Origin of the sequence: Frankia sp. AgKG'84/4 (assembly GCF_023242965.2) — a bacterium.
Lineage (GTDB): Bacteria > Actinomycetota > Actinomycetes > Frankiales > Frankiaceae > Frankia.
Window position 1 is genome coordinate 1 of record NZ_JALKFU020000346.1, and the last position, 5,580, is coordinate 5,580.

Sequence of the window (5,580 nt, forward strand, 5' to 3'; positions counted from 1 at the left end):
GTCCACCCTGCTGCTCGAGGTCGCGGCCCGCAGCGCCGCCGGTGGCGCCCGCGCTCTGGTCGTCACCGGCGAGGAGTCCGCCGCCCAGGTCCGCCTGCGCGCCGAGCGCACGGGCGCGCTGGAGGCGGACCTCTGGATCGCCGCCGAGACGGACCTGGCCGCCGTGCTGCGCCACGTCGAGGAGGTCCGCCCGGCCCTACTCGTGGTCGACTCCGTGCAGACGATCTCCGCGGCCGGTGTCGACGGCGCGGCCGGCGGTGTCACCCAGGTCCGGGAGGTCACCGCCGCGCTGATCCGGACGGCCAAGGCACTTGGACTCGCGATCGTGCTGGTCGGCCACGTGACCAAGGACGGTCTCGTAGCCGGGCCGCGCCTGCTGGAGCACCTGGTCGACGTCGTGCTCCATTTCGAGGGCGAGCGCCATTCCACGCTACGGCTCCTGCGGGCCGGCAAGAACCGTTACGGTCCCGCCGACGAGGTCGGCTGTTTCGAGATGGACGACGGCGGCATTCACGGCATCGCCGATCCCAGCGGCCTGTTCCTGTCCCGCTCGGGTGGCGCCGGCGTGGCGGCCGTGCCCGGCACCTGCGTCACGGTGACGATGGAGGGGCGCCGCCCGCTGGTCGCCGAGGTGCAGGCGCTCGTCGCCGAGTCGTCCGCCCAGGTGCCCCGCCGGGCGGTCTCCGGCCTCGACCCGGCCCGGGTCGCGATGATCCTCGCGGTCGCCGAGCGGCGGGCGGGAATCCGCTACGGCCGGTCGCCCGCCCGTGGGACCGAGGCGCGCCGCCAGCGCTCGGTGCCGGCGTTCTTCGCGCTGCTGCTCGCGCTCGAGACCGGGATGATCGGTGTCTTCGCGGCCACCGACGTGTTCCTGTTCTACGTGTTCTTCGAGGCCATGCTGATCCCGATGTACTTCCTCATCGGCAGCTACGGCCCGGTGAAGGAGCAGGCGCAGCGGTCCTACGCGGCGGTCAAGTTCCTCGTCTACAGCCTGCTCGGCGGGCTGCTCATGCTCGCCGCGGTAATCGGCCTGTACGTCGTGTCGTCCCAGCACCTCGCGCACGGCACGTTCGACTTCGCCACGCTGCGCCAGCTGGAGATCACTCCTGGGGTGCAGAAGCTGCTGTTCCTCGGGTTCTTCGTGGCATTCGCGATCAAGGCGCCGCTGTTCCCGTTCCACACCTGGCTGCCCGACGCCGGTGCCCAGGCACCGACCGGCGGCGCGGTGCTGCTCGTCGGCGTGCTGGACAAGGTCGGAACCTTCGGGCTGATCCGGTACTGCATCCCGCTGTTCCCGGATGCCGCGGACTACTTCGCGCCGATGGTGCTGGCGCTGGCGGTGATCGGCATCTTCTACGGGGCGCTGCTGGCCATCGGGCAACGGGATCTGAAACGGCTCGTCTCGTACACCTCGCTCGCCCACTTCGGCTTCATCGCGCTGGGCACGTTCGCGTTCACCAGCCAGGCCGGCACCGGCGCGGTCCTCTACATGGTCAACCACGGCCTGTCGACGGGGCTGCTGTTCCTGGTTGTCGGCTTCCTGGTGGCGCGGCGGGGCACCCGCGACGTCGCCGCCTACGGGGGACTGGCGAAGGTCACACCGATACTGGCCGGCGTGTTCCTCATCGCCGGGCTATCGTCGCTGGCGCTGCCCGGCACGAACAGCTTTGTCAGCGAGTTCCTCGTGCTGGTGGGCACGTTCACGGTGAACAAGGCGCTGGCGATCGTGGCGACCACCGGCATCGTCCTCGCCGCGATCTACATCCTGTACCTCTACCAGCGGACGATGACCGGTCCGGTGACGCACGAGGAGAACCGGGCCCTGCTCGATCTCAGCGTGCGGGAGAAGATCGTGGTGGCGCCGATGGTCGCGCTCATCATCGGACTCGGGGTGTACCCGAAGCCGATCATCGACATCATCCGGCCCTCGGTGACGGCGACGTTCGCCGACATCGGCAAGCATGATCCGGCGCCGACCCACCCGGCGGCCGCCCAGCCCGGAGGCCACTCGTGATCGTCGCGGACCACCACCTGCTGCTCGCGGAGACGCAGAAGATCACCCCGCCGTCGATCGAGTACTCCTCACTCAGCCCGCTGTTGATCGTCTTCGCGGTGGCGCTGGTCGGGGTGCTCGTCGACGCGTTCGCCGCCCGCCCGGCCCGCCGGGTGATCCAGCCGATCCTGGCCGGTGCCGGGTTCATCGGCGCGCTGGTCGCCGTCGCCGTGCTGCATGGGCGGCACGCGGTGCTCGCCTCCGGCGCGGTCGCGATCGACGCGCCGACACTGTTCATGCAGGGCACGATCCTGGTGTTCGCGCTGCTGTCGGTGCTGCTGGTGGCCGAGCGCGGGCTCGACTCCTCGGGCGGCGCGATCGTCGCCTCCGCGGCGGTGACCCCGGGCTCGAAGGGCTCCACGGCGGCGCGTACCTCCTCGGACGTGCAGACCGAGGCCTACCCGCTGATGGTCTTCTCGGTGACCGGCATGATGTTGTTCGTCGCCTCGAACAACCTGCTGGTCATGTTCGTGGCGCTGGAGATCCTCTCGCTGCCGCTGTACCTGCTCGCCGGGCTGGCGCGCCGCCGCCGGCTGCTGTCGCAGGAAGCGGCGATGAAGTACTTCCTGCTCGGCGCCTTCTCGTCGGCCTTCTTCATCTACGGCGTCGCGTTCGCCTACGGGTTCGCCGGCAGCGTCGAGATGGGGAAGGTCGCCGACGCGGTCGGCACCACCGGCAAGAACGACCTCTTCCTGTACCTCGCCGTCGCGCTGATCGGCGTCGGCCTCTTCTTCAAGATCGGCGCCGCGCCGTTCCACTCCTGGACGCCGGACGTGTACCAGGGCTCGCCGACGCCGGTGACCGCGTTCATGGCCGCCGGGACGAAGGTCGCCGCGTTCGGCGCCCTGCTGCGCGTCTTCTACGTCGCCTTCGGTGGCCTGCGCTGGGACTGGCGGCCGGTGCTGTGGGGCGTCGCGATCCTCACCATGGTCGTCGGCGCGGTGCTCGCGCTGACCCAGCGCGACATCAAGCGCATGCTGGCCTACTCGGCGATCGCCCACGCCGGCTTCCTGCTGGTCGGCCTCGCCGCGAGCAACACCGACGGCCTGCGCGGCTCGATGTTCTACCTGGTGACCTACGGCTTCACCACGATCGCCGCGTTCGCGGTGATCTCGCTGGTCCGCACGAGCGACGGCGAGGCGAGCGATCTGTCGCAGTGGCGGGGGCTCGGCCGCACCTCACCGCTGCTCGCCGGGACGTTCTCGTTCCTGCTGCTCGCGTTGGCCGGCATTCCGCTCACGAGCGGGTTCACCGGGAAGTTCGCCGTGTTCGAGGCGGCGATCGAGGGGGACGCGACCCCGCTGGTGATCGTCGCGCTGGTGTGCAGCGCGATCGCCGCCTTCTTCTACGTGCGGGTCATCGTGCTGATGTTCTTCTCCGAACCGCTCACGGAGGGACCTGTCGTGGTCACCCGTCCGACACTGACCTTCGCGACGGCGGGCATCGGTGCGCTGGCGACGCTGGTCCTGGGAGTAGCGCCACAGCCTCTTCTGGACCTGGCGAACACCGCCGCCTCGTCTGGCTTCGTACGCTGACGGTGGTATGAGCGCTATCGGGCTGGACGTCGTGGGGATCAGGACAGATCCTGATCTGGAAAAAGCCGTGCGAGATGGACTGGGTCAGGTGGAGGAGCTGCTGCGCGCCTCGGTGCGCAGCGAGTTCTCCTTCGTCACCGAGACCTCGCGCCATCTTGTCGACGCGGGGGGCAAGCGTTTCCGCCCGATCGTCGTCCTGCTGTCGGCGCAGTTCGCCGATCCGCATGCCGCCGGGGTGGTGCCCGCGGCCGTCGCGATCGAACTCACCCATCTGTCGACGCTGTATCACGACGATGTGATGGACGAGGCGCCGCGCCGCCGGGGCGCGGCGTCCGCCAACGCCCGGTGGACGAACACGGTCGCCATCCTCACCGGCGACTACCTGTTCGCCCGGGCCTCCGACATCACCGCTGACCTCGGCCCGGACGCGACCCGGATCCTCGCCCGCACCATCGCCACGCTGTGCGAGGGGCAGATCCGGGAGACCGTCGGTCCCGCGGCGGGGCAGGATCCGGTGGCCCACTACCTGCGGGTCGTCACCGAGAAGACCGCGTCGCTGATCGCCACCTCGGGCCGGCTCGGCGCGATGCTCGCCGGTGCCGACCCGATCACCGTGGACACGTTGGCGAGCTTCGGTGAACTGTTCGGGGTGGCCTTCCAGCTTTCCGACGACATCATCGATGTGGCCTCGGACCCGGCCGATTCCGGCAAGACGCCCGGAACCGACCTGCGTGAGGGCATCCCGACGCTGCCGGTGCTCTACGCGCTGCAGTCCGACGACCGGGCCGCGAACCGGCTGCGGGACCTCATCACGTCGGACTTCGCCGCCGGTGGCGGGAACCCGGAGGAGGGCGTCGCGGAAGCGATCGACCTGCTGCGTGGGCATGAGGGCCTGGCGCGGGCGCGACGTGAGCTGGTCGGGTGGTCGTCCCGGGCGCGCGAGTGCCTGGCGCCGCTGCCCGACAACGCCGCGAAGGCCGCCCTGCAGTCGCTGACCGACTTCGTCATCGACCGGACGGGCTGACAGACCCCACAGGCCGACCCGACGGGCCGAGCCTCGGCGGATCTGCCGCCGGGGCGGCCCCTTGCGGCGCCGCCCCGGTGAGATCAGATCAGATCGGTCAGAGCTAGTGCACGCTCCAGAAGGAGCCGGTGGTGCTGGCGGGCCGCGCCGCCGCGGTGCTGGTGCTCGCCGTAGTGGTGCTGGCTGACGGCGGGCACAACGTGGCGGCCGACGACGCGCTCGTTGACGTGGTGGCAGCTGTTGACGTGGTGGCAGCTGTGGACGTGGTGGCAGGTGTTGACGTGGCCGCGCCGGTGGACGTGCTGGCGTGCCACGCGGTGGGCGCGGTGGTGGCCGTCTTGGCGGGCTGCGTGCTGTGCAACGGAGTGATGGGGATCGGCGCCGGATCGAACGGCAGCGACCCTCCGCTGCTCGGTGCGGGGCTCGCCGGGCTCGCCGGGTCGAACGGCAGACCGCCGGACGTCGGCGTCGAGGTGGGCGAGGGGGATCCGGTCGGACCCGACGGCGTCGTGGTGCCGGTCGCGGTCGCGGTCGGGCTCGCGGCCGTGGCGGTGGCCGTCGTGGTGGCGGTCGTGCCCGCGGCCGGGGTGAGGCCGCGCAGGTCCGTCGGGCCGGTGGTCGGCTGGTCGTCGCGCGGAACCAGCGTGATGACCGGAATCGGCGCGGTGGACGGACCCAGGCTCGTCGTGGTGACTGAGCCCTCGCCGGTGCTGGTGCCGTTCGACCCGGTGCCGCCGTCGGCGCTCGGCGCGGGCTGGGCCCGGGGCGGGGTGGACTGAGCCCGGCTGCGCGACGCCGCCGGCTGCGACGCGCTGAACGCGTCGGGGCTGCCGGTGTACTGGATGCGCGGGGCATCGCCGGCGCTGGCGGCCGCCGCGGCGCCGCTCGGGTCACCGCCGAGAGTCACCCCGGCGACGATGGCCGACAAGCCGGCCAGCGACACGGTTCCGGCGGCGGCGAGGCGGACC

The 5,580-nt window shown here is 71.2% G+C and carries 4 protein-coding genes; all 4 read left to right on the forward strand.

All coding sequences use genetic code 11. The features are described from left to right. The first annotated feature begins 493 nt into the window (after positions 1-493). The 4 genes from MXD58_RS18690 (at position 494) to MXD58_RS18705 (ending at position 5,391) form a co-directional block, all read left to right on the forward strand. Positions 494-2,014, forward strand: a complete 1,521-nt coding sequence (locus tag MXD58_RS18690; protein WP_374616329.1) for an NADH-quinone oxidoreductase subunit M — start codon at positions 494-496, stop codon at positions 2,012-2,014. Next, a complete protein-coding gene (gene nuoN, locus MXD58_RS18695; protein ID WP_374616328.1) occupies positions 2,011-3,588 on the forward strand; it encodes an NADH-quinone oxidoreductase subunit NuoN in 1,578 nt (525 codons plus the stop codon). The genes MXD58_RS18690 and nuoN overlap by 4 nt, the downstream gene beginning before the upstream one ends. Positions 3,589-3,595: 7 nt before the next feature. Continuing rightward, on the forward strand, positions 3,596-4,612 hold the full coding sequence (locus tag MXD58_RS18700; protein WP_248838674.1) for a polyprenyl synthetase family protein: 1,017 nt from the start codon (positions 3,596-3,598) through the stop codon (positions 4,610-4,612). A gap of 131 nt (positions 4,613-4,743) precedes the next feature. Beyond that, complete coding sequence (locus tag MXD58_RS18705) at positions 4,744-5,391, forward strand: hypothetical protein (protein ID WP_250609644.1); 648 nt, start codon at positions 4,744-4,746, stop codon at positions 5,389-5,391. Positions 5,392-5,580: the final 189 nt, after the last annotated feature.

Excerpts from the sequence above, each read along its gene's own strand:
- MXD58_RS18700 (WP_248838674.1), top strand. The coding sequence starts at position 3,596 with ATGAGCGCTATCGGGCTGGACGTCGTGGGGATCAGGACAGATCCTGAT.
- MXD58_RS18690 (WP_374616329.1), top strand. The coding sequence starts at position 494 with ATGGACGACGGCGGCATTCACGGCATCGCCGATCCCAGCGGCCTGTTC.